The organism is Pseudomonas putida S13.1.2, assembly GCF_000498395.2.
GTDB lineage: Bacteria > Pseudomonadota > Gammaproteobacteria > Pseudomonadales > Pseudomonadaceae > Aquipseudomonas > Aquipseudomonas putida_Q.
The window spans coordinates 2,652,184-2,677,450 of sequence record NZ_CP010979.1 but is presented as its reverse complement, the minus strand read 5'-3'; the positions used below and the strand labels follow the sequence as shown (position 1 = coordinate 2,677,450).

Below are 25,267 nucleotides of genomic sequence, written 5' to 3'. Positions count from 1 at the left end.
TTTGGGGTTCAAGTCTCGTGAGAACGCAAATCGGACCACCCAAAGGCAATTATTTTTTATCAGACGCTTCTGGGCTTCAGCGTCACCCAGTAACGGGTGAAGTGCTGGACATCCAGCTGCAACGTGTCAGCCACGGCAGTAATGACTTTTTCGGTGTCGCCCAAGGGGAAGGTGCCCGACACCTGCAGGCCGGCCAGGCTGGGGTCGCAGGCCAGGTGGCCGCGACGGTAGCGGCGCAGGTCTTCGATGAATTCGTCCAGCCGTTGGCCTTGGGCTACCAGCATGCCTTCGCTCCAGGCAGGCGGGGAGAGCGCTACAGCGTGCCGGTCGAACACTTGGCTGCTGGTAAAGCTGGCTTGTTCCCCAGCCTTGAGCAAGGCGGGTTGATGGGCCAGGGCACCGGGCTTGATCAGCAGCGTACCTTGGTGAACGCTCACCTGGCTGTGCTCGCCAAGCTGCCTCACGTTGAATTGTGCCTGCGAAGACTCGAGGCGCCCCTGTGCCGTGTCCACCGACAGCAAGCGCCCGCCGGCCTTGGTGCTGTTGCTGACCAGTATTTCCCCTCGCAGCAGCCTGATGCGCCGGTTTTGCGCGTCAGTGTCTGCGCTGATGGCGCTGTCGGTGTTGAGTTGCACCTTGGAACCGTCGACCAGCATCAGGCGTCGCTGCTCACCGATGCGGCTGTGGTAGTCGGCGCTCCAGTCCTGGATCTGCGTACTGTCTTTCAGGTACCAGGTGCTTGCGCCTGCCGCCAGTAGCACGCCCAACTGCTTGAGTGCCGTGCGCCGGGATGACATCGGGCGCAGGGTGGCGTGAACCAATGGGCGCTGATTCGGCGCACGCATTTCACGCATGCGTTGGGCAAAGGTTTCTGCCCGCTGCCAGGCTTGTTCGTGCGCGGGGTGCGACTGTCGCCAGTTCATCCAGGCGGCCAGGGTGGCCTCGCTCACGCCTTGCTCTTGCAATTCAAGGTGCCAATGCATGGCCTGTTCGGCCACCTCAGCCGAGATCGACAAATTGCCGCCACTGTTCATGGCAGGTCCAGGCTGTGATCCAGCCTGATGCACAGGGCGCCGGCCTTGACGATGTAGCGTTTGACCGTAGTGATCGAAAGGTTCAGCCGTTCGGCGATTTCCCCGTGGCTCAAGCCATCCACCTGCGACCACAGAAATGCAGCGCGTACCGGTTGATCCAGGCCCTCGATAGCCGCATCCAGGGAAATCAGGGTTTCCAACAGGATCGCCTGGGTTTCCAGGCTGGGCACGTACTGCTCAGGCATGGCCGCCAAGGCTGCGAGGTAGACACGTTCGAGTTTTTGCCGGCGGTAGTGGTTGGACAAGACGCTTTGCGCAACCTTTGCAAGAAAGGTACGTGGGGCGTGCAAATGGGGTACCTGGTCTTTTGCCAGCAGCCGCAAGAACGTGTCCTGCGCCAGGTCCGCGGCACTGTGCGAGCAATTGAGCCGGTGGCGCAGCCAGTTTTTCAGCCAGTTGTGTTGCTGGCGGTAGAGCGCGGCCACATCGCAGAAGCTGGAGTCGGAAGGTGAAGGCATGGAGGAGGGCCGCTATGGATAAGTATCGCAAACGATAATACTTATCATATACAGCGATCAGGCATCCCCGCAAGCCAAGCGCCGCTCCTCATCGGTTGCCGAGCCTTGCGCGTTCAGTTGCTCACCATCAGCTCCGGGCCCAGGTAATCGTTGACCTGCTGGATATCATCATCCCCCAGGCTACCCACTGACGAGGCCAGGCGCAGCCGCGACATCAGGTAGTTAAGCTTCGCCTCGAACAGATCATGGCGGGCGTCGTACAGCAGTTCCTCGGCATTGAGCACATCCGAGTTGGTGCTGGTGCCGCCTTCCTTGAACCCCTTGCGGGTCGAGGTCAGCGAGCGCTCGTTGGAGGCCACGGCCTTTTCCAGCGCATGAATGCGCAAGGCGCCGCTCTGCACGCCGCGGTACTCGCGGGTGGTGCCGGAAATCACCTCCTGACGGGTAGCATCCAGCTCATCCAGGGCCTTGGAACTGTTGGCGCTGGCCTGGCGGGTCAGGGCGCTGGTGCTGCCGCCGCTGTACAGCGGAATGTTCAGCTCCAGGCCGATCGAGCTGTAGTGGTTGCGCTGGTTAAGCTCGGAAATCGACTGGCTGCTGCCGGCGTTGTAGCCCGCCACGAAATCCAGTGTTGGCCAGTGCCCGGCGCGGGCACGTTTCACTTCCTCTTCGGCCAGCTCATAGTTGTGCCGGCGCGCGTGAATCAGCGGGCTGTCAGCCTGGGCTTTGACCAGCCAGTCCTGCAGGTTGCCCGGCATCAGCGGTGGCGTGCTGAAGCCCGGCTGCAAGGTGGTCAGCGCCTGCGGGGTTTCACCGATGTATTCCTCCAGCTTGCGGCGGGCATTGACCAGGTTGTCCTGGGCCTCGATCAGGTCGGCCTCGGCCAGGTCGCGCCGGGCCACCGACTCATCGACATCGGTGATGGTACCGGCGCCCAGCTCCTTGCGCCGTTTTGCCGAAGCCTGCTGCTCTTCGAAGGCGTTCAGCTTGGCCTTGGCCAAGGTGATGGTTTCGCTGGCCAGCAGCACGTCGAAGTAGGCGTCGGCCAGGCGTACCGCAGCGTCCTGGCTCTTGGCGTCGAACACCGCCACGCTGTAGTCGGCCCGTTGCTGGCCCTGGTGGTACTCGGCCATTTTCTGCTTGTTGAACAGCGGTTGGCGCAGGCGCACATTGGCGCCCTTGGAGTCATAGTTCAGGTCGTTGTCCTGGCCATTCTGGCGCTGGCTGCCATTGACCCTGTTGAAGTACGCCGCTGCGTTGATCTGCGGCAGCAGGCCGGCCTCGCCAATGGCGCGGTTTTCGCTGCCGGCTTCTTTTTCGTGCACCGCAGCGCGGTAGATCGGGCCTTGGTACTGCAACAGGTCCCAGGCTTGCTTCAGGTCCATGCCACTGGCCTGTACGGCCACCCCCAGCAGGCACAACATCAGGCACGAGCGTTTCATGTCATTGCTCCTTGAACGCGGCGTCGACGCGTTCGAGCATGGGTTTTAGCAGGTAGCTGAGCAGGTTGCGCTCGCCGGTCTTGATGGTGACGGTGGCGGGCATGCCGGGGCGAATGTGATTGCTGCCCAGCAGGCCCATGCCGGCCGGTGTCACTTCCACCTGGGCCAGGTAGAACGGCTGTTTGCTTTCTTCGTCGAGCAGGCGGTCGGCGGAAATGGTCTTCACCCGCCCCGGGATGTTCGGCGTCTGCGCGTGGTTGAAGGCCGGGAAGGCGATGTCCACGGCCAGCCCCGGCACCATCTTGTCGATGGCCTGCACCGGGATCATCGCGTCCACCTGCAGCGGTTGGTCGAGCGGCACCACCTCCATGATCTTGGCGCCAGGCTGGATGATGCCGCCGACGGTGGCGATGCTCAGGCCCTGGACCATGCCGTCGATCGGCGAGCGGATCAATGTGTGGGTCACTTCGTAGTCCAGCGCACGTAAACGGTCGGCCAGGGTGGTGTTTTCCTTGGCGGTGTCGGTCAGTTGCGATTCCACTTCCTTCAGGTAGTCGTGCTGACGCTGCAGCATGCGCAGCTTGATTTCGGTGGCCTGGCTGCGCGCCCGGGCAATGTTGTTGAGGTTTTCGGCCTGGCCGGCGGAAAGGTCGGCATTGCTGCGCTCCAGCTCAAGCAGGCGGTTACGCGGTACATAGCCTTCGGCGGCCAGGACCCGGGTGCCTTGCAGCTCCTGGTTGAGGAAACCGATCTGCGAGGCGCGCGCGCCGTACACCTGCTGCAGGCCCTTGAGCTGCACTGCCGAGGCAGCGAGGTTTTCTTCGAGAATGTCCAGTTCACCGGCAAGGCCGGCGCGGCGGGTGTCGAGCAGGCGCTGTTGCAGGTCCATGGCTGCCAGCAGCCTTGGGTCATTGTGGTAGTGCTTGAGCAGGGAAGGGTCGAAGGTGACCGTATCGCGGCCATCGCGTTCGGCTTCCAGGCGGTTTTCCACGGTCTTGCTGACGATGTACTGGGCACTGAGCGCGCCTTGCTCGGCCACGGCGCGCAATGCGTCGAGGCGCACCACCTCCTGGCCTTTTTTAACCACATCGCCTTCGCGCACCAGGATCGCCTCGACCGTGCCGCCGCTCAGGTGCTGCACCGCCTTGCGGTTGCTGGTGACCTTGACCGTGCCGGTGGCAACCACGCCAGCGTCCAGTGGCGCCATGCAAGACCACAGCAGGAAACCGCCAAAACCGGCGATCACCATCCACACGCCCCAGCGTGCCGACCGGCCTGTGTCCAGGTCGATCAGGTTGTGGGCTTCGGCGGGAATCAGTTCGGAGTGTTGAGTCATCTGCATGATCGGTTACTCCCGTACTTTTACCGAAGCCAGCGGGGCCGTATTGGCCGCTGGAATCACACTGGCCTTGCGCAGCGCCGCGAACACTTCGTCACGGCTGCCGAGCATGTGCACCGCGCCGTCACGCAGCATCAGTATCTTGTCTACGGCGCACAGTACATTGGGCCTGTGCGAAACCAGGATCACCGTGGCACCGCGCGCCTTCAACTCGGCCAGCGCATCGACCAGGGCCTTCTCGCCCACGTCATCGAGGTTGGCGTTAGGCTCGTCCAGTACCACCAGGTTGGGTTCGCCGTACAGCGCGCGGGCCAGGGCGATGCGTTGCTTCTGGCCGCCGGACAGCGGGGTGCCGTCGGCCGCCAGGCGGGTGTCATAGCCCTGCGGGAAGCGCAGGATCATGTCGTGCACGCCGCTGCTGCGGGCAGCGCGGATAACCGCATCACTGTCCACTTCGGCAAAGCGCGCGATGTTTTCGGCGATGCTGCCCTCGAACAGTTCCACGTCCTGCGGCAGGTAGCCCAGCCAGGGGCCCAGTTCGGCCTTGTTCCAGGTGAAAATATCGGCCCCGTCCAGGCGCACCTTGCCAGCCTGGGCCGGCCACACACCCACCAGCAGGCGGGCGAGGGTGGACTTGCCTGAAGCCGAAGGGCCGATGATGCCCAGGCTTTCACCCGGGACCAGGCTGAAGCTGACCCCGCGGACGATGCTGGTGGTGGTGCCGGGGGCGCCGGCAATCACGTTTTCCACGGCCAGCATGCCCATCGGCCGTTGCAGCGACATGCTCGGTGGCCGTTGCGGGTAGTCCTGCAGCAGGTCGTTGAGCCGGCCCCAGGCCAAACGGCAGCCCAGCAGCTGCTTCCATGAGGCGATCACCTGTTCCACCGGGCCCAGGGCGCGGCCGGTCAGGATCGAGCACGCGATCATCATGCCGGGGGTGATCTTGCCTTCGATCGCCAACAGTGCGCCGGTACCCAGAATTACCGACTGCAAGGTGATACGCACGAAGCGCCCGGTGCTGCTGATCAGCGCCGCGCGGTCGGAGGCCAGGGTCTGCATCTGCAGGATGCGCAAGTGACCTTGGTACCAGCGCTTGCCGATTGACGGCAGCATGCCCATGGCCTCGATCACTTCAGCGTTGCGCAGGTTGTTGTTGGCGTAGCTGGCCGACGACAGTGACGCCTGGTTGGCTTCGGCCAGTGGCTTTTGCGTGGCCTTTTCAGTGAGGTAGGCCAGGCCCACAAGGACCAACGAGCCGATCATCGTGACCAGCCCGAGCCATGGGTGGATCAGGTAGCAGACCAGCAGGTAGATCGGTGTCCAGGGGGCATCGAAGAAGGCGAACAGGCCGTTGCCGGTCAGAAACTGCCGCACCTGTGCCAGGTCTTGCAGGGCCTGGGCCGGGTTGCCGCCGGCGCGGCTCAGGTTGCGTTCGAAGGCGGCGCTGAAGATGCGTCGGTTGAGCGCCATGTCCAGGCAGTTGCCTACCCGGATCAGCACGCGGGTACGGGTCATCTCCAGCGCTGACATCAGCAGGAACAACCCGACCACCAGCAGGGTGAGCATGCCCAGGGTGGTGATGTTACGGCTGACCAACGCGCGGTCATACACCTGCAGCATATAAACCGCTGGCGTCAACATCATGACGTTTATCACGCCGCTGAAGGCGGCCAAGGCGTAGAAGCTGCGGCGCAGGCGAAACAACACGTCGGCCAGCTCGGAGCGGGTGCGTGGTGGCTTGGGCATCGGAGGCCTCCCTTTGTTACAAGGCGGGAAGCCCTTGCGGCGCCCCGTACAACGGTAGTTGTGGCTTCTTGGTTGGCTCGCAGGCAGGTCGCTCTAATGGCGAATAGTCCAAAAACGCTGCGTTGCTCCCACATGCTGGAGCGTAGGTTGCAACGAAACATCTAGTAATATCATTTTGCTCTATGAAATCTTTGAACTTTTTATAAGTGCCGATAAAACAGCTAGTTGCATCGCATTATCATCGGCGAGTGATTTTTTGACGGGATATTGACAAGAGTTTTTTCTACGACTTTAGTCTGAGGTATTCGGGCCCTGTGCGAGCTGGGGTCGATACAGGTGCGTTACACCTGTTGCGCACGATTAACAGGGCTTCCTACCCCACCGGTGGGGGCCGGCTTGCAAGCAATGAGGCTGTGGCGCCCGCACAAAAAACTGCGCCACTGAGCCCATAACCACCAACCAGATACTGCGCACGTCAACACTGACTGGGCGCGGGAAGGACCCTGTTGCCCTGTGATTTCTCCCGAAAGATCGAGGGCAATTGCAATGGCCAATTTCAGCAAGTCGGACCTGGAATTCATTCTCAAACAAATCTTCATCGCCGAAGCCCATGCTGACGGCGCCAGCCTGAGCGACCTGCTGCCCAACAGCCAGGTGCCGTTCGGGCTGCGCACCGTCGATGGCAGCTACAACAACCTGGTGGCCGGGCAGAGCGAGTTCGGCGCTGCCGACAATTCATTCCTGCGCCTGCTTGATGCCTCCTACCGTGCCAACTACGTGGGCACCGGCAACGTCGTCGATTCGCAACCGCGCACCATCAGCAACCTGATCGTCGACCAGACAGCCAACAACCCGGCTGCGGTGCAAGCCAATGGCGGCGCGGCCCCGGTGATAAGCCCTGGAATCGATGGGGTGTTCGGCACCGCCGACGACAAGCCGGTGTTTTTCATCCCCAACGTCTCGCCGGACGCTGGCCTGACTGCCGGCTTCAACGCCTGGATGACGTTCTTCGGGCAGTTTTTCGACCACGGCCTGGACCTGGTCAGCAAGAGCAGCACCGACATCGTGTTCATACCGCTGCGCCCGGACGACCCTCTGTACGTGGCCAACAGCCCGACCAACTTCATGGTGCTGTCACGCGCCGTACGCACCGCTGGCGCCGATGGTGTGGTGGGCACGGCCGACGATAGCCAGCCCAATACCACCTCGCCGTTTGTTGACCAGAGCCAGACCTACAGCTCGCACCCCTCGCACCAGGTATTTCTGCGCGAGTACACGCTCGACGGTGCCGGTGACCCGGTGGCCACAGGCCGGCTGATCACCAACCGCGATCTTGGCGCGGACGGCAAATTCGGCACCGCCGACGATGGCAATAGCGGAAACGGCGGCATGGCCACCTGGGCGGTGGTCAAGGCCCAGGCCCGTGACCTGCTGGGTATCAACCTGACCGACGCCGATGTGCACAGCGTGCCGTTGCTGGCCACCGATGCCTACGGCAACTTCCTGCGCGGGCCCAATGGCATGCCGCAGGTGGTAATGCGCGTGAACAACGGCGCCGACGGCATTGCCGATGACGCCACCCAACTGGTCGAAGGCAACCGCGCCGCGCCCATCAGCCTGGCCAATGCCGTAAGCACCGGGCATGGCTTCCTTGACGACATCGCCCACAACGCCGCCCCCGTGGTAGTGGGCGGCGTGCTACAGGCCGACGCCGACACCGCCATTGGCAACGCGCAGCCTGTGGGCCCGGGCGGCAACAACCTGACCTACGACAACGAACTGCTCGACGCCCACTACATCGCTGGCGACGGTCGGGTGAACGAGAATATCGGCCTGACCGCTGTGCACCACGTGTTCCACTCCGAGCACAACCGCCTGGTGCAGCAGACCAAGGACACCCTGCTGGCCGCAGGCGACCTGGCGTTCCTCAACGAATGGCTGATCGACGACGTTGCCGCCATTCCCACCACACCTGCCGGCATCGCCGCGCTGGTGTGGGACGGCGAGCGGCTGTTCCAGGCAGCCAAGTTCGGCACCGAAATGCAGTACCAGCACCTGGTGTTCGAAGAGTTCGCCCGCACCATCCAGCCGCAGATCGACGAGTTCCTCGCCCCTAACGGCTACGACACGTCGATCAACCCGGCCATCCTCGCCGAGTTCGCCCATGTGGTGTACCGCTTCGGCCACTCGATGCTGACCGAAACCGTCGACCGCTTCGACCCGGCGTTCAACCCGGTGTCTGCCGACCCCGACAACCCTGACCAGCAACTGGGCCTGATTGCAGCATTCCTCAACCCGCTGGCGTTCGCGGGCAGCGGTGCCACCGCCGACGAAGCGGCCGGTGCGATCATCCGCGGCGTTACCCGCCAGCTGGGCAACGAAATCGACGAGTTCGTCACCGAAGCCCTGCGCAACAACCTGCTCGGCCTGCCGCTGGACCTGCCTGCGCTGAACATAGCCCGCGGTCGTGATACCGGTATTCCCAGCCTGAACGAGGCACGCCGTGAGTTCTATGCCGCAACGGGCGACAGCCAGCTCAAGCCCTACATCAGCTGGGCCGACTTCGCCGACCACCTCAAGCACCCGGCCTCGCTGATCAACTTCATTGCTGCCTATGGCAGCCACAGCAGCATCACCGGGGCCACCACCGAAGCCGCCAAGCGCGCCGCCGCAGTGGCGCTTGTGCTCGGCGGTGACGGCGCGCCGCTCGACCGCCTGGACTTCCTCAACAGTACCGGCGCCTATGCCAACGTGACGCTGGCCGGCGCGGACGGACAGCTGAACACGGCCGACGATATCGTCACCGACATTACTACCTCCGGCGTTGATGCCATCGACTTCTGGGTCGGCGGCCTGGCCGAGAAGAAAATGCCATTCGGCGGCATGCTCGGGTCCAGCTTCAACTTCGTCTTCGAAACCCAGCTGGAGGCGCTGCAGAACGGTGACCGCTTCTACTACTTGTCGCGTACGGCAGGCATGAACTTCGGTACGGAACTGGAGAACAACTCCTTTGCCAAGCTGATCATGCTCAACTCCGACGTCACCCACCTGTCCAACACCGTGTTCCTCACGCCTACCTTCACCCTGGAAGTGAACCAGGCCAACCAGTTCACCGGGCTGGGTGCCGACGGCAAGGCTGACCCGACCGGGGGCATCGAGATAAACGGGGTTGAAATCCTGCCGCTGGTGATTCGCGACAACCCCGACACCGTGGGCCCCGACGCCAACTACCTGCACTACACCGGTGAAGACCATGTGGTGCTGGGCGGCACGGCCGGCAACGACATCATCCTCTCGGGCGAAGGCGACGATACCGTTTACGGCGATGCCGGCGACGACGTGCTCGAAGGTGGCGCCGGCAACGACGCGGTGCTGGGTGGCGCAGGCGACGACATCATCACTGACGCGTTCGGCGACAACCGCCTGGAGGGTAACGCCGGTAACGACGTGATCATTGCCGGCAGCATGCTGGCGGCCGGCAACCTGATCCTGGGGGGCGACGGCCAGGACTTCATCATCACCACCGAGGACATTTCCACCACCTTTGGTGGCCAGGGCGATGACTTTATCCTCGGCGCCAAGACCAACCTGCCACCCACCGGCAACGAGGGCGATGACTGGATCGAGAAGGGTACCCAGGACGGTGCGCCTGGTGACAACTTTGCGCCGCTGCTGGGTGACGAAGTGGTCGGCAACGACATCTTCGTCGGTGGCGGAGGCTTTGACGAAATGATCGGCGAGGGCGGCGACGACATCTTTGTCGGCAGCGATGCCCAGGACAAGATGGACGGCATGTCCGGCTTCGACTGGATCACCAACAAGAACGACAAGGTCGGCGTCACCGTTGACCTGAGCCTGGCAGCGCTGGCCCAGCCCCACGGCAATGCGCCAAACCAGAACGCCGGGGTATTCAACCCGGTCGGCGCCTCGCCGGCCAGCATCCTCGACCGCTTTGCCGAGGTCGAAGGGGTGTCCGGTTCGAACTACGCCGATGTGCTCAAGGGCGATGACGTCGATGCCGTGACCATCCTCAACCATGGCGGTGCCACCGGCAGTGCGCTGACCAACGTGGCGCTGATCCGTGGGCTGCAGCAGTTCCTGGCGGATGCCGGGTTGCCGACCACGGGCTTTGCCACCGGCAACATCATGCTCGGGGGCAATGGCAGCGACCTGATCGAGGGCCGTGGCGGCGATGACCTGATCGACGGCGACAAATGGCTGAACGTGCGCATTGCCGTGTACGCCCCGGGCGACGTCAACCACACCGGGCCCGAGATCGCCAGCTTCGACAGCATGGTCGACATGATCCCGTTCATGCTCGACCGCACCTATAACCCAGGCCAGCTGAAAGCCGTGCGGGAGATTCTGCCCGGCACCTCCACTGGCGGGGCGGCCTTCGACACGGCGGTGTATGCGGGGGTGCAGAGCGAGTATGTGGTGACCCAGAACACCAAGGGCACGGCCGATGTCGCAGATGACGTGTGGACAGTGACCGATACCGTGGCTGGCCGCGACGGTGTCGATACCCTGCTGCATATCGAGCGCCTGCAGTTTTCCGATAGCCAGCGCGTGTTGGTGACAGGCGTAAACGCACAGCCCACGGGCAGGCCGACCGTCACCGATGGCAACGGTGGTGCGATTACTGTGGGCGATATGTTGACGGTGAGCGTGGCGGGCGTGCTCGACGCCGACAACATCAGCGCGGGCAACCCGGCAGGGACGCTCGCCGACCGCTCAGTGTCGTACTACTGGCAATTCGAGGCCGACCCGGGCAGTGGTGTGTTCGAGGACATCATCCTGCTACCGGCCGGTGACCTGGCGTTCCAGAGCGCCGATGGCACCGCGTTCAGGGTGTCGCCAGACCTGGCTGGGCTGAGCCTGCGGGTCAAGGCGATCTACCAGGACGCCCATGGCACAACCGAGGTGTTGTATTCCGCTCCCACGGCGGTGGTGGAGCCGGGCGCACCGGTGGTGCCAACGCCGGCCACTCCGGTCGTGGATGCCACTGCTGGGGGGGAAGGGCTGCACATGGTGCGCTCCGACCTCAACTTCATCCTGGCCCAGATCAAGATCGCCGAGGCCGATGCTGCCGGCCAGGACATCTTGTCGCTGATCCCCAACATCCGTGCACCCTTGGGCCTGCGGGCGGTGGACGGTTCGAACAACAACCTGATGAACCTCAACGGCATCAACAATACCCAGTACGGTGCCGCCGACAACGTCTTCCCGCGCGTGACCGACCCGGTGTTCAACCCGGCAGAAGGTGCCCCGGCGGGCTTCTTTGGCCCTGGCTCGCCAGCCATTCCGGGCTCCTCGTACCAGCAGACCAGTGGCCCGGTGTTCGACTCGCAGCCGCGTACCATCAGTAACCTGATCGTCGACCAGACCTCCAACAACCCGGCAGCCTATGCCACCGCGTACGACCCGGGTGCCGATGGCGTGCTCAACTTCGGTGTCGTGGGCAACGACGACGTGCTCAAGGAGGGCGTGCGCATCGTCGCCAGCCCGGGCATGGACGGCCAGTTCGGCACCACGGACGACCACGATGTGTACCTGTTCGAAAACACGGCTGCCGATGCTGGCCTGTCCGCGCCGTTCAACGCCTGGATGACGTTCTTCGGGCAGTTCTTCGACCATGGCCTGGACCTGGTCACCAAGGGCGGCTCGGGTACCATCTACATCCCGTTGCAACCCGATGACCCGCTGTACGTGGAGGGTGGTTTCACCAACTTCATGGTGGTGACCCGTGCCACCAACCTGCCAGGGCCGGATGGCATCCTCGGCAACGCCGACGACATCCACGAGCACACCAACACCACCACGCCGTTCGTGGACCAGAACCAGACCTACAGCTCGCATCCCTCGCACCAGGTGTTCCTGCGTGCCTACGTGATGACCGACGACGGCCCCGTTGCCACTGGCCGGCTGATCACCAACCGTGACCTGGGCGCCGATGGCAAGTTCGGCACTGCCGACGACACCGAAATCGGCGGTATGGCGACCTGGAAGGTGGTCAAGGCCCAGGCCCGCGACCTGCTCGGCATCAACCTGACCGATGCCGACGTCGACAACGTGCCGCTGCTGGCAACCGACGCCTACGGCAACTTCGTCAAGGGGCCGAATGGCTACCCGATGGTGGTGATGAAGGGCCTCGATGGCATCGCCGGCACTGCCGATGACCAGCAGGCCGAAGGCAACCCGCTGGCACCGCTCGACCTGACCAACGCCGTACGCACGGGGCACCAGTTCCTCGCCGACATTGCCCATAATGCTGTACCGGTGTTCAGCGCTGGGGTGCTGGCGCCGGATGCCGACAATGTCGCCGGCAATGCTGTACCGGTCAACCCACAGACCGGTGCCAACCTGGCCTACGACAACGAACTGCTGGACGCGCATTACATCGCCGGCGACGGCCGGGTCAACGAGAACATCGGCCTGACCGCCGTGCATGCGATCTTCCACTCCGAGCACAACCGGCTGGTGGCGCAGACCATGGACACCGTGCTCGATTCGCACGACCTGGCCTTCCTCAACGAATGGCTGCTCAACCCGGTAACTGCATTGCCGGTCACTGCGGCCGAGATCGATGCACTGGTATGGAATGGCGAGCGGCTGTTCCAGGCGGCCAAGTTCGGCACCGAGATGCAATACCAGCACCTGGTGTTCGAGGAGTTCGCCCGTACCGTGCAACCACGGGTCGACCTGTTCTTTGCCCCGACCCAGGTCTACGACGTCGACCTCGATGCGTCGATCGTGGCGGAGTTCGCCCACACCGTGTACCGCTTCGGCCACTCCATGCTGACCGAGACTGTCGACCGCTTCGACGTCGACTTCAACGTCATCAAGGACCCGACCAGCGCCAACCCTGACCAGCAACTGGGCCTGATCGCGGCATTCCTCAACCCGCTGGCCTATGCCGCCAGTGGCGTTACCCCCGAGGATGCCACCAGCGCCATCGTGCGTGGGGTCACCCGCCAGGGTGGTAACGAAATCGACGAGTTCGTCACCGAGGCACTGCGCAACAACCTGCTCGGCCTGCCGCTGGACTTGCCGGCGATCAACATTGCCCGTGGCCGCGATGTTGGCATCCCTTCGCTGAACGCCGTGCGCCGCGACATCTACGGGCAAACCGGGGATACCCAGCTCAAGCCGTACACCAGCTGGGTCGACTTGGTGCAGCACCTGAAACACCCCGAGTCGCTGATCAACTTCATTGCGGCCTATGGCACCCACAGCACCCTCACCGGGGCCACCACACTGCTGGAAAAACGCGCCGCGGCCATGGCCCTGGTGTTCGGTGGCGATGGCGCGCCGGCCGACCGCCTGGACTTCCTCAACAGCAGCGGCACCTGGGCCAATGTGACCTTGGCTGGCAAGGATGGTGCCCTAGGCACCGCCGATGACCTGAAGGCGGTCACCATTACCGGCGTCGACGCCATCGACCTGTGGATCGGCGGCCTGGCCGAAGAGAAAACCCCGTTCGGCGGCATGCTCGGCAGCACCTTCAACTTCGTGTTCGAGAACCAGATGGAGAAACTGCAGGACGGCGACCGTTTCTACTACCTGGAGCGCACCTCCGGCCTGTCGATGAACGCCGAACTGGAAAGCAACTCGTTCGCCAAGCTGATCATGGCCAACAGCTCGGCCACCCACCTGCCGGGGCTGGTGTTCTCCGACCCAGGCTTCTACCTGGAACTGGACCAGAGCAAGCAATACAACGACGGCCTCGGCAATGCCGACCCGCTGGGCGAAAATGGCGAGCAGGTGGTGTTCCGTGACAGCCCGCTGACGGCTGGCCCGGACACCCACTACATCCGCTATGCCGGTGCCGAGCACATCGTGCTGGGCGGCACCAACGGTGACGACATCCTGGTGTCCAGCGAGGGTGACGACACGGTCTGGGGCGATGGCGGCAACGACCGCATCGAGGGGGGTGACGGCAACGACCAGCTGCGCGGTGGTGCCGGCGACGACATCATCAGCGACATGGGCGGTGACGACAACATCCAGGGCGGCGACGGCAACGACGTGCTGCACGGCGGTAATGGTGTCAACCTGATCATCGGCGGTTTCGGCAACGACTTCATCGTCACCGGTGAAGATGCCTCCGAAGCCATTGGCGGCCAGGGCAACGATTTTATCCTGGGCAGCAAGGCCAACGAGCAGGACATGGGTAACGAAGGTGACGACTGGATCGAGAAGGGCACCTCGGACGGTGCGCCTGGCGATAACTTCGACCCGCTCGGCAACGACCCCGTCATCGGCCACGATGTGTTCATCGGCGGTAACGAGAACGACAAGTTCAACGGTGAAGGCGGCGATGACATCATGGTCGGCAGCCTGGGCTTTGGCGACCGCTACATCGGTGGTTCGGGCTACGACTGGGCAACCTTCAAAGGCCTGGCCCAGGGTGTGACCATCGACTACAGCGACCGCTTCTTCGATGTGCCGCCAGTACCAGGCTCGGGCGCTTCGACGCTGGTGCGCTTCGACATCATGGAAGGCCTGTCGGGTTCGGCGCATGGTGACTTCCTGCGCGGCGACAATGAAGACGCCGCGAGCTTGCCGACCAATGGCGCCACTGGCAGTGTGCTCACCAACATCAGCCTGATCAACGGCCTGTCCAGCCTGCTGGCCGCCGGTGCAACGTTCTACGATGGCGGCAACATCATCCTCGGCGGCAGTGGCAGCGACCTGATCGAAGGCCGTGGCGGCGATGACATCCTCGACGGTGACAAGTGGCTGAACGTGCGCATCAGCGTACGCGCCAACCTCGATGGCACCGGCCCGGAAATCGCCAGTTACGACAGCATGGAGCCGATGGTGCCGCTGATGCTCAACGGCACCTACAACCCAGGCCAGCTGGTGATCGTGCGGGAAATCCTCAACGGCACCGACAACTACGACACGGCGGTGTTCTCGGGGGTGGCCACCGATTACAGCGTGGTGGTCGATGGCAATGCGGTGATCGTCACCGACCTGGTGGCCGGGCGCGATGGTGTCGACCACCTGACCGGCATCGAGCGGCTGCAGTTCTCTGATCGCTCGCAAGCCTCTGGCGTGGGAACCGCCCTCAACGCTGGCCCAACGGGCCACCTGGTGATTCTCGACGCTGCCACCGGGGTGCGTGACGATACACCGGTCAGCGGCCAACTGCTGCGCGTAACACCGCTGGCGGTACATGACGCGGACAACGTCAGCGCCGCCAACATCACCGGCGCGGTCAACGGGCCTGCGGCCTATTACTGGCAAGTCGAGACCCTGCCGGGTTCGGGTGTGTATGAAGACATCACCACTGTCGCTGCCGGCGAGGTTTCGCGGGCCATCGGCACTACCTACCGGGTCACGGACGATGTGGCCGGGCTGAGCATCCGTGTACGTGCGGTGTATCAGGACGCCAAGGGCACACTGGAAATCGTCGATTCGTCGACGAACAGCGCGCCGAGCGCCGGGCCGACCGTGACGGGGCTGCTGGTGCAGAACCAGACGCTCACCGCCAACCCGGCAACCATCGTCGATGCCGACGGCCTCAGCAACCCGCAGTTCACCTTCCAGTGGCAGTCCAACCGGGGTGTCGGCTGGGTCAACATTGTTGGCGCCATCAGCAGCACCTTTGTCCTGACCCAGGCGCAAGTGGGGCAGAACATGCGGGTGGTGGTCAGCTATGTGGATGACTTCGGCGTGCACGAAAGTGTCGCCTCCGACATCCTCGACCCGGTCGCCAACGTCAACGATGCACCGACCGGTGCAGTGTCGATCAGCGACACCACGCCAGACCAGGGCCAGTCGCTGACCGCGCTCACGGGCGGCATCGCCGACCTGGACGGGCTCGGTGCCTTCAGCTTCCAGTGGCAGCAGGGCACTGGCGGCACCTTCAGCAACATTGTCGGCGCCACCGCCGCCACCTTTACCCCAGGCTTTGCCCAGGGCAACCAGCAGTTGCGGGTGATCGTGCGTTACACCGACGGCTTCGGCACCCTGGAGTCGCTGACCTCAGCCGCGACGGCTGCAGTGGTAGTGCCGCCAGGCGTGACACTGGTGGGCACCAACGCGGCCAACACCCTGACCGGCACGGCGGGCAATGACGTGATTTCGGGCTTGGGCGGCAACGACACGCTCAATGGCCTGGGCGGCGCTGACCAGTTGTTCGGCGGGCTTGGCAACGACATCCTCAACGGCGGGGACGACCCTGACGTCCTCAATGGCGACGATGGCAACGATACCCTCAACGGTGGGCTTGGCGCGGATGCCATGAATGGCGGTGCCGGCAACGACAGCTTCGTGGTCGACAACGCCGGTGACACGGTGACAGAGGCGCTGAACGGTGGGACCGACCTGGTGCAGACCAGCCTGGCAACCTACACCCTGGGTGCCAACGTCGAAAACCTGACCTACACCGGCAGCAGCAGCTTTACCGGTACCGGGAACGCGCTGGCCAACACACTTACCGGCGGTGCCGCCAACGACGTGCTCAATGGCGGTGCGGGGGCCGACCGCCTGGTCGGTGGTGTCGGCAACGATACCTATGTGGTCGATAACGCCGGTGATGTCGTGGTCGAGGCCACCGGGGCAGGTACCGATACTGTCCGCACCACGCTCGCCAGCTATACGATGGCCGCCAACGTCGAGCTCCTGACCTTTACCGGGGCGGGTAACTTCACCGGTACCGGTAACGGCTTGGCCAACACCCTCAACGGCGCAGCAGGCAACGACACCCTCAACGGTGACGGTGGCAACGACATCCTCAACGGCAATGCCGGTAACGATACCCTGAACGGCGACGCCGGCAACGACCAGCTGTTCGGCGGGCTTGGGGCCGACAGCCTGAACGGTGGCGGTGGCGACGACAGCCTCGACGGCGGTGACGGCAACGACACGCTGCTGGGTGACAACGGCAACGACACCCTGCTGGGGGGCATTGGTGATGACAGCCTGGACGGCGGCAACGGCAACGACACACTGCAAGGTGGCGATGGCAACGACACGCTGTTTGGTGACGTCGGCACCGACACCTTGATTGGGGGCGCTGGCAACGACTTCCTCAACGGTGCGGCGGGCAACGATACGGTGGTGGGTGGTGCCGGCAACGACACGATGATGGCCACTGACGGCAATGACGTGTTCCAGTTCGCGGCCGGCTTCGGCAACGACCTGATCATCAACTTCGATGCCATTGCGGCCGGTGGCCAGGACCGGCTGGATATCACCGCCCTCAACATCACTGCGGCGACCTTTGCTGCCAGTGTCACCATCGCCGATGTTGGCGCTGATACGCTGGTCCACATTGGCGCTGCCGACGCCATCCGCCTGGTGGGGGTGGCGGATGCGACCACGGTGAATGTAGCGGACTTCATCCTGGCAGGTTGAGAACCTGAGGAACAAGCTGTTGGCTTGAAATACAGGGGCCGCAAAGCGGCCCTTGGCTTACTTGCCGGCTAACCCGCCCGCCATGCCAGCGTAGTATTTCTCATCGAACAGATTGTTCACGTTCAGTGTTGCAGCCCCCGTCAATCTTTCGGTTCACCGCCTCTCAATGCCCCACCAGCTCCCCCAGCAACCGCTGCTTGTACCCCTGCAACACCTGGCTGTCCCGCTGGCGCGGGTGCGGCAGGTCAATGCGCAAGTCCTCGCGAATCCGCCCCGGGTGCGCGTCCATGACGATCACCCGGTCACCCAGGTACAGCGCTTCCTCGATGTCGTGGGTCACCATGATCACCGTGCAGCGCTCCTGCACCCAGATGCGCTGCAGCTCCTGTTGCAGCCGCACACGGGTCAGGGCGTCCAGCGCGCCGAGCGGTTCGTCCAGCAACAGCACCTTGGGCTTGTTCACCAGCGCCCGGGCAATTGCCGCGCGCTGGGCCATGCCGCCGGACAACTGGTGCGGGTAGGCCTGCTCGTAACCACTCAGGCCCACCAGTTCGATGTGCTCGGCCACCAGGCGGTTTTTCTCAACCGCGGGTAGCGCATGGTTTTTCAAGGCCAAGGCAATGTTCTGCTGCAGGGTCATCCACGGGAACAGGCGGTGGTCCTGGAACACGATACCGCGCTCCAGGCCCGGCCCGCGCACGGGTTGCCGGTCGAGCAGGATCTGGCCCTGATAGTCCTGGTCGAGGCCGACAATCAGCCGCAGCAGGGTGGATTTGCCACAGCCGCTGGCGCCGAGAATGCTGACGAATTCGCCCGGGCGGATATCCAGGTCGATGCCTTCGAGCACTGGCACATGCTTGCCCTTGAGCGGGTACGCCTTGTTCAGGCCGCGAATGGTCAGCGCGCCAGTGTTGGCGGTGGTGGGTAATGCGTGGGCGATGGCGTTCATGGTCGGGCCTTTCAATGGTTGGTGCGCCAGCGCAGCAGGCGGCGGGTGAGCAGGGTGCACAGCCAGGACATCAGGTAGCCACTCAGGCCGATGCACAGCACGCAGACCACGATGATCTCCATGCGCGCCGCAGCTTCGGCGTTCATCATCAAGCTGCCAAGGCCGGCCCCGGCAGACAAAAACAGCTCGCTGCCCACCGAGGTTACCCAGGCAAAGGCCAAGGCTTGCAGCACGCCGGCGGCAATGCCTGGCAGTGCGGCGGGCAACAGGATCAGCCAAAGCTGCTGCCAGCGGCCGAGCATCAGCACCCGGGCCGCTTCGCGGTGTTGGCCGGCGACCTGGCGCAGGCTCTCGAAGGTGTTGAGCACCATGGGGTACAACGCCGCCAGGCTGACGATCAGCAGCTTGGCGCCTTCGCCGTTACCCAGCCACAAGGCGATCAGCGGGATCCAGCCCAGCATCGGCACCTGGCGCAAAGCGTGAAAAAGGGGGGCGATCAGGCGGTTCGCGGGCGCAGACAGGGCCATCAACGCACCCAGGCCGATACCGCCGACAATGCCGATGGCAAGGCCGCTGCAGGTACGCAACAGGCTGGCCCACAGGTTGATCAGCAATTCACCGCTGCCCAGCAGTTCGGCCAGTGCTGTGCCCACCTGCGCCAGCGGCACGAAGGCATAGGCCCCGGCAGCCCCTTGGCGCGAGGCATACTCCCAGGCGCCGAGCAGCAACAGCGGCAGTACCAGGCCACGCAAATCAGGTCGTTTCATCACAGCCTCCTCAGTGGCTTTGCCAGGCGGACAGACGTCGTTCCACGCGTCGCAGGGTGAAGTCCAGGCTGAAGCCGATAAGCCCGGTCAGCACAACGCCGACCATCACGACATCGATACGCAACATCTGCCGGCCCATCTCGATCATCTGCCCCAGGCCACTGTCGGCCGCCAGCAGCTCGCACGCCACCAGCACCACCCAGGCGCGGGTCAGGGCCACACGTATGCCGGTGACAATCGCCGGCACCGCAGCGGGCAGGGCGATCCGCCCTACCAGCGTGGGCCAGCGCAAGCGGTATACCGCAGCCACTTCGAAATGGCTGCGCGGGATTGCGCGGATACCCTCGCAGGTGGCCAGTGCCACCGGGAAAAACGCAGTCTTGGCGACGATGACCACCTTGAAGGTCTCATCCACGCCAAACAGCAGCACGAACATCGGGATCAGCGCGATGCTGGGCACTTGGCGCAGGGTATGGAATAGCGGGGCGCAGTAGGCCTCTACGGTTTTCGACAAGGCCAGTGCGGCACCAAAGCCAAGGCCGGCCAGCGCACCGCCGGTAAAGCCAAGTGCCAGCCGCGACAGACTGCCGGTCAGATGCTCCTGTAACTCGCCGGTGTTCAGCAATTCGGCAAGGCTGAGCCAGACCTCTTGGGGCGGGATCAACACGTTTGCGGGAAATAGCCCGGCATTGGCGACCACCGCCCAGAGGCCGAGCAGGGCCAAGGGCGAGAGGAGCCAGGAAAGGGGGGAGAGCGCGCGCATGGCTGGCCTTGGAAATGAAGGGGACGAAGCTCTATCGCAAGAGCTGTGCCAAGGGGCCGGTGCCCTGATTGCGGAGCTGGCAGGAAGCGCTGGTGCTGGAGCAACAACAAGGTGCTGCTATAGCAGCAGCGCTGCAGCAGTTTGACGACGGTCGCCGGGGCGTGCACCTGGCAAAACTGCCAGTTGTAGCAAAGGCCCTGTGCGCTTCAAATGAAGCGCTGTTGCCCCGAGCCCTCGGTCGGGAGTCTGGCGCCGAAAGCTCACCCTCTGGAGAAAGTCATGGATCATTCAACCGCCGAGCTGGTTAGTTGGTTAGCGGAGAAAACACGTCTGCTGGGCTGGGACATGGTGATTTTTATTGATGGAAGCAAGATCAATGCGATGTTAAGGCAAGAGTCGTTCAGGCGCTTCGGTACGGCGAGTGATATGCCATCCATTTCCGGGTATATCAGCAATGGGGCTGACTACCGTTTTGCCTTGTCCAGGTGCAATCTGTCATTGCCGAGACTGGTTTTCGATGTGGCGCTTGCCGGGCACAAGGCGCACATGCCAATGGTAATTGCCGAAGCCAATGCGTATTCGTTGATGAACAAGGGCAATCAGTGGTATGTGCGTCAGCTCGATGTGATGGGCCCCTTGCAAGAAGCCTCGCTGAGCCTGGATATCAACCTGGAGGAATCGGGCGGCAGGGTGGATGAAGATGACACGATAAAACTTGACCTCAGTAAAACTGAAAATTTTTCCATGCCGTGCTACACCGGCGAAACGCGTCTGCTGACCGAGTTTTTCAGGCAGAAGTTTTCAGCGCTGACCGATGAACAGCGTCAGTTTCCGATTGGCCAGTTGGCAAAGCGCAATGTCGAGTTGCATCAACCGGTCTCGTACGGCCTGCGTACCCAGGCCCGGGGAAGGACGCCCACCGATGTGGAAGGTGCTGTAGTGCTGCTTGTCGACATGAAGGATGGGGCCGGCGGAGCCTACCCTGGCGCGGATTACAAGTATGCGATACCCAATGATGGACACTATTCGGCAACCATTCTATTCGATACGGAGCGGCTGTTGCTTGCTCAGTTGGTAAGCGCTTTGGGCAGCGTAATCACGGGTGCTGAGTTTGAATGGCGCCGGCGCGGTGACGAGCCGCCGTCAGTTTCTTGCAAGGCTGGATATATGTCATTGCCGAGGCAAAGGAGGGAAGAGAAAGCGTATATCCGTGCATTTGACAACGACTTGTGGATTGTTAAGGGGCAATTTGAGTTTGATGAAGCCAGAATAGACATGCGCGATGCGTTGTCCGTCAGCAAGGTCGGTGACCAGTGGAAAATAAGCCTGTCTTTACGTGGTAGCCTGACGGTCAGGTGCGATGATCTCAATGACCACAGAGGCATAACACGCGAGGCGCTGGTCAGAGATGGCTACTCCATGGCTGATTTCCACAAGCCTGTGCAGGCAGGGTTCCAGTATGACGCAGAGTTTGTCTACAGTTTTGAACGTCAGTATAAAATACAACTGGTTAGCCAATCGTATGAATTTAACGAGCGCATGGCTTTTCAACCGGTTTTTGGCGCAATAAGGCCTCCCCGCGCAAGTGACACCATGATTCCTGCAGACGATTTGATCGCGCTTGTGCTGAACCCGGCAATCGCCAATCTGACCACCAAGCTCGGGGCGACTCTTAGCAGTCGCTTGCCTATGAATTTTACCTCTTTGCAGGATGTACTGGTAAGCAATCTGAGAAAAAACGTGGTTTTATTGCCGGGCGCATCGAAAATAGCACGCGATGTTCTGAGGTTTAATTTTCATCGCACCCTCATAGCTACAAAACTCGCGGTCCCGCTCGACACAGCTTATTTCGGCAAGGTAAACCCTGCTGCCAACTACTTCACCATCAGCCCGATGGAAACTTTCCTGCTTGCAGATGACACCATCACATTTATGACGGAGCCCGCGTTTGGGGTAGGCCTTGTGTTATGGTCCGTTAAAGCAGTGTCCGGCCTGGCGGAAGGTGTACGCCTTTCCATGGAGAAGGGGGTCTTTACCGCGCCGCCTGCCAGCGATATGACAAAGTCGTACGCGCAAGTGCTAGTCACGGCCACCAGTACTATATTCCCGACAATTCAAAGCAGGGCCTTGATCACCGTGGTTCGCGAAACGCTGCAGGCCAACCCCTCGGTCGTGGTTGCCCAGCCAGGCAGCAAGGTCAACTTCAATGCCTGGGCACTCGGCGACCCCGCTGCATTGGAATGGCAGTACCAGAATAAGGCCGTGGGCAAGGGGCAAACCGTGACGGTCACTTGCCCAGCCGACCCTGGCACGGTTGCCTTTGTCGTCGAAGAAGTCCAGGTGAAAGACCCTGAAAGCCAACACACCAGTACGTGTGTGCTGATCACCGAAATGGCGAAGAAAATGCCCATGGCTGTGAGTGCCAATGTTGACCCTGCAGGTGCAAAGGCGGTGCTGGAGGCGAGGGTCAATGGAAACGTGGTCGCGCCGGACAAGATCAACTGGGACGTGCTCTACGGCCCAGGTGAAGCCCCGGCTGGCGTCTACACACCGGGCATTGGCGATACAGCCTGCTTCGCATTGATCAGCGCAGCCTATGACAGCGGTGACTTCGGCATTTTCGAAGGGTACGCCCTGCTGGCCTTGCCACTTGCCGAGCATCGGGACATCACAAAGGTTCAGTCAGACTAAGCCATTGGCAGATGATGACAACCTGCACGGGGAGGGCTGTTGTGCAGCCCATCGCCGAGCAGGTCGCCATAGGGTCTTCGATCAGAAGTCGTAACTCACGCTGGTGTAGTAGAACGCCCCCTGGGCCCCTTCCGGGCTGGTGATGGAGTACTTGGGCACGCCATACAGCTGTGCACCTTCCAGCTTGTCCGGGTGGCTGTCGAACAGGTTGATCGCGCCCGCCGACAAGGTCAGGCCCAGGTCGAAACGGTACGACACGTCCAGGTCGGTCACCCATTGCGGGCTGAAGGTCTGGTCCAGCGTCGGGTTGGCGGCGTTGCGGTTCTTCCATTCCCCATAACGGCGCTGGGCGACGGTGACGCTCCAGCCGTCGTACAGCCAGTTGGCACTGAGGGTCAGCTTGTCCTCGGGCGTGCCATCCTCGATCAGCCCCTGGGTATTGCGGCCGATGATCTGGTTACCCGGGATGCTGCCCACGTCGTCCAGCCCGGTAATGCGGGTATTGTTGCGCGCGTAGCCGCCATTGAAGTCCACGCGGCCCCAGCGGCCCACATCCAGCTGGTAATGGCCGGCCAGTTCGAAACCGTCGGTGCGCGTGTCGGCGATGTTGGTATAGAACGCCGCGCTTTGGATGTTGGCGTAGGGGGTACCGGCGAATATCGGACCCACCACCGATGCAGGCAACTGGTCGGACAGGGTGATGCGGTTGTCGATGTCGATACGGTAGGCGTCGAGTGTGACCGAGGCGTTGGGCAATGGCCGCCAGACCAGGCCCACGGAGAAGTTGGTCGATTCCTCAGGTTTCAGCGCCTTGCCGCCAAGCAGGGCCGCTTCCGGGCTGTCGGCACGCAGGGTACGCTGCTGCACCTCGACCCAGTTGCCACTGCCTGGGGGCTGTTCCACTACCTGCACACTGAACGAGGACAGCCCGCTCTGCACCAGCGAAGGTGCACGGTAGCCGGTGCTGGCGCTGGCGCGCACGGCAATCTGCGGGGTGAAGTCGTAGCGCAGCGACAGCTTGCCATTGGTGGTATCGCCAAAGTCCGAATAATGCTCGCTGCGCACGGCCACGCCTGCCTGGAGTTTTTCGGTCAGCTGGGCTTCGACATCGAAGTAGGCACCGATCACGCGGCGGTCCAGTGACACGGCATCGACCTGGGTGATGCCCGAGTAGTAGCCAGGGATGCGTCGGCCGGTGATGGGGTCGATCGTATTGAACAGCGGCCCGTTGGACCAGCCGGCGGCGTCCCCTTCGCTGAGGTCGTAGTTTTCCTGGCGCCAGGCCAGCCCGGCGGAAACGGTCAGCGGCTTGAACAGCCAGTCGTTGGCAAAGTCGCGGGTCCAGTCCAGGGTCAGGTTGGTCTGGTCGGCTTCGCGGCGGCCGGTGTAGATGGTCGACGGGCTGGCGGTGCCCCAGCTGGGGTTGATGGCGTCGCGGTCGGTGGAGTCGACGCGGTTATTGCCGTAGTTCAGCGCCAGGTCGAATTTGCCCAGGGCCTGGTCCTCGAAGCGCAGGCCACCGGTGACGGCAAAGTCTTCCAGGCCGTAGCGGGTGACCGGCAGGCGGCCGTCCGGGTAGCGCGCCAGGGCTACGCTGCCGTAGTTGTTGCGCAACGTGGTGGGCGGGTCGAAGAAGTTCTCGGCATCCGTATTCTTGTGCGCATAGGTGGCAAAACCATAGGCGCTCAACCCCTCGCTCAAACCCATTTCGGCGTTGGCGGTGAAGTTGTACTGGTCCGAGACATTGCCCGAACCCCAGCGCCAGTTGCGGTAGCGGTTGTTCTGCTCGCGGGCGCTGTCGATGTTGGTGGAGCCGGGGTAGAACAGGCGGTTGTCGTCGCGGGTATCGCTGGCCGGGTCCTGGCTGCCGGCGTCGAAGGCCAGGGTCAGGAAGCCGTCGTTGGGCAGTGCAAAGCCCTTCCAGCCACTGAGCTTGCGTTGCAGGCCGTCGCCTTTCTTGTAGCCGCCGAAGCGGTAGCCGGCGTTACCACCCTCATCGCGTTCCTTGAGCACGATGTTGATCACCCCCGCAATGGCGTCCGAGCCGTACTGGGCGGCCGCACCGTCGCGCAGGATTTCCACCCGTTCGATGGCCGACAGCGGGATCAGGCTGAGGTCCACGGCTGCCGCGCCACGGGCGTTGACCAGGCCCTGACGGGTGACGTTGGCACTGGTGTGGCGGCGCTTGCCGTTGACCAGCACCAGCACCTGGTCCGAAGCCAGGCCGCGCAGCGAGGCGCCCTGCGCGATGGAACCGGCAAAGGCGCCCTGGGGCGACTGCGGGAAGCTGAACGAGGGTGAGAGCGCGGTGAGTGCTGCGGACAGGTCGCTGGCGCCGGTTTCCTGGAGTTTTTCACCGCTCAGCACATCGACCGGGGCGGCGCTTTGCAGGGCGGTGACGTCGCTGCGGTGGGTGCCGACCACGACCACGGTGTCGAGGCGGTCGGCGGGTTCGGCAGCGAATGCGGGCACGGCAAGGCCGGCGATGGCCAAAGCGATGGCGCTGGCCAAGGGAGTGTGGTGGGGCATGGGGTGTTCCTGCTGAATGATGTATTGGCAGTGCTGGCCCTATCGCCGGCAAGCCAGCTCCCACAGGTCCCCACAAGTTTCAGGCCCTGTGTTGTACCTGTGGGAGCTGGCTTGCCGGCGAT

11 protein-coding genes are annotated in these 25,267 nt (G+C 63.0%); 2 read left to right on the top strand and 9 right to left on the bottom strand.

What is annotated here, in order from left to right:
* Positions 1-59: 59 nt before the first annotated feature.
* The 5 genes from N805_RS11935 to N805_RS11915 form a co-directional block, all read right to left on the bottom strand.
* Positions 60-1,034, bottom strand: a complete 975-nt coding sequence (locus N805_RS11935) for a FecR domain-containing protein (protein ID WP_028613515.1) — start codon at positions 1,032-1,034, stop codon at positions 60-62.
* Positions 1,031-1,552: a sigma-70 family RNA polymerase sigma factor gene (locus N805_RS11930; protein ID WP_028613516.1), complete on the bottom strand. Its 522-nt coding sequence runs from the start codon at positions 1,550-1,552 to the stop codon at positions 1,031-1,033. Before N805_RS11930 ends, N805_RS11935 begins: the two co-directional genes overlap by 4 nt.
* Positions 1,553-1,665: 113 nt before the next feature.
* A complete protein-coding gene (locus N805_RS11925) occupies positions 1,666-2,994 on the bottom strand; it encodes a TolC family outer membrane protein (RefSeq protein WP_028613517.1) in 1,329 nt (442 codons plus the stop codon).
* 1 nt (position 2,995) lies between these two features.
* Positions 2,996-4,336 carry an HlyD family type I secretion periplasmic adaptor subunit gene (locus tag N805_RS11920; protein ID WP_028613518.1) on the bottom strand — a complete coding sequence of 447 codons (1,341 nt, stop codon included), beginning with the start codon at positions 4,334-4,336 and terminating at the stop codon, positions 2,996-2,998.
* 6 nt (positions 4,337-4,342) lie between these two features.
* Positions 4,343-6,079 carry a type I secretion system permease/ATPase gene (locus tag N805_RS11915; RefSeq protein WP_028613519.1) on the bottom strand — a complete coding sequence of 579 codons (1,737 nt, stop codon included), beginning with the start codon at positions 6,077-6,079 and terminating at the stop codon, positions 4,343-4,345.
* Positions 6,080-6,625: 546 nt separating this feature from the next.
* Here N805_RS11915 and N805_RS11910 point away from each other — a divergent pair.
* Complete coding sequence (locus N805_RS11910) at positions 6,626-17,446, top strand: peroxidase family protein (RefSeq protein WP_046811323.1); 10,821 nt, start codon at positions 6,626-6,628, stop codon at positions 17,444-17,446.
* A gap of 163 nt (positions 17,447-17,609) precedes the next feature.
* Here the strand turns inward: N805_RS11910 and N805_RS11905 are convergent, their stop codons facing one another.
* From N805_RS11905 to N805_RS11895, 3 genes are read right to left on the bottom strand one after another with little or no spacing between them, the layout of a single operon-like run.
* Positions 17,610-18,395, bottom strand: coding sequence for an ABC transporter ATP-binding protein (locus N805_RS11905; RefSeq protein WP_028613520.1), 786 nt, complete (start codon positions 18,393-18,395; stop codon positions 17,610-17,612).
* A gap of 11 nt (positions 18,396-18,406) precedes the next feature.
* Entirely contained in the window at positions 18,407-19,162 is a 756-nt protein-coding gene (locus N805_RS11900) for an ABC transporter permease (RefSeq protein ID WP_028613521.1), read from the bottom strand.
* A 10-nt stretch (positions 19,163-19,172) separates the two neighbouring features.
* Positions 19,173-19,925, bottom strand: a complete 753-nt coding sequence (locus tag N805_RS11895; RefSeq protein WP_028613522.1) for an ABC transporter permease — start codon at positions 19,923-19,925, stop codon at positions 19,173-19,175.
* A 279-nt stretch (positions 19,926-20,204) separates the two neighbouring features.
* Here N805_RS11895 and N805_RS11890 point away from each other — a divergent pair, with 279 nt between their 5' ends.
* Positions 20,205-22,616, top strand: a complete 2,412-nt coding sequence (locus N805_RS11890; RefSeq protein WP_028613523.1) for a hypothetical protein — start codon at positions 20,205-20,207, stop codon at positions 22,614-22,616.
* 81 nt (positions 22,617-22,697) lie between these two features.
* Here N805_RS11890 and N805_RS11885 read toward each other — a convergent pair whose 3' ends face one another.
* Positions 22,698-25,145 (bottom strand): TonB-dependent receptor plug domain-containing protein, encoded by a 2,448-nt coding sequence (locus N805_RS11885; protein ID WP_028613524.1) that lies wholly within the window; start codon positions 25,143-25,145, stop codon positions 22,698-22,700.
* Positions 25,146-25,267 lie beyond the last annotated feature (122 nt).